The following is a 1,321-nucleotide window of genomic DNA, read 5'->3' as shown; positions in this document are numbered from 1 at the left end:
GTCTATGGCGCGGCATCCGTTGGCGCAGGTCGTGCTGACCATGCAGACCAGCGGCAACGCGTCCCTGGACATGCCCGGCGTCAGCCGGGGTGCGGACAGCGGCGCACACGAAGCCCGTGTCGAGGACGAAGCGGCCTCCGCGTTGGACGCGACCTCGCTGACCTCGGTGAAGTTCGACCTGTGGCTGTCCCTCAACGAGGTGCACGACGCCGACGGCGAACCGGCGGGTCTGCGGGGGGCGGTGACGGTCGCGGCGGACCTGTTCGACGCGCCCGCGGCGGGCCGCTTCGCGCGATGGCTGGAGCGTGTGCTTGAAGCCGTGGTGTGCGCTCCGGAGGTGCGGTTGTCTGCGGTGGATGTGCTGGATGCTGGTGAGCGGGATCGGGTGTTGGTGGAGTGGAACGACACGGCGTCGGTGGTGGGTGGTTCTTCGGTGGTGGAGTTGTTTGAGCGGTGGGTGGCGGTGGATCCGGGTGGGGTGGCGGTGGTTGCTGGTGGTGTGTCGTTGACGTTTGGGGAGTTGGGGGCGGCTGCTGGTCGGTTGGCGTGTTATCTGCGTGATGTGGGTGTGGGGCGTGAGTCGGTGGTGGGTTTGTGTCTGCCGCGTGGTGTGGAGATGGTCACGGCGATGTTGGCGGTGTGGAAGGCGGGGGCGGCGTATGTGCCGGTGGATGGTGCGTTGCCGATGGAGCGGGTGGCGTATGTGCTGAGTGACAGTCGTGTGCGGGTGGTGCTGGGTTCGCGGGATGCGTTGGATGATTTGCCGGCGGGTCGGGTGCGGATGATCGCGGTGGACGATCCGACGACGGCCGTGCTGCTGGAGGGGTACGCGGATGTGTCGCCTGAGGTGGTGGTGGATCCGGCGGGGTTGGCGTATGTGATCTATACGTCGGGTTCGACGGGGGTGCCGAAGGGTGTGGCGGTGACGCATGGGGCGTTGGCGAACTATGTGTGTTCGGTGTCTGAGCGGTTGGGGTGGGCGGTTCCGGGGGCGAGGTATGCGCTGTTGCAGGCGCAGGTGACGGATCTGGGCAACACGGTGGTGTTCACCAGCCTGGCCACGGGCGGTGAGTTGCATGTGCTGGATGAGGAGTCGGTCACTGATCCGCAGACCGTGGCGGAGTATGTGGCTGAGCAGAACATCGACGCGTTGAAGGTGGTGCCGTCGCATCTGCGGGCGTTGACGTCCGTGGCGGGCATCGAGCCGTTGCTGCCCGCACGGTCGGTGGTGTTGGGCGGTGAGGCCGCGAGTCCTGGGTGGGTGCGGGAGCTGGTGGAGGCGGCTGCTGGTGGGGGTCGGCGGGTGTTCAACCATTACGGG

The 1,321-nt window shown here is 67.2% G+C and carries 1 protein-coding gene; it reads left to right on the top strand.

Translation table 11 applies throughout. The annotated features are described in order from the left end of the window. A partial coding sequence (locus tag ACYVOO_RS08615) for an AMP-binding protein (protein ID WP_461015037.1) occupies positions 1-1,321 on the top strand: 1,321 nt, incomplete at both ends.

This window comes from Streptomyces daliensis (genome assembly GCF_054782395.1).
This window is presented reverse-complemented; position numbering and strand designations above follow the sequence as displayed.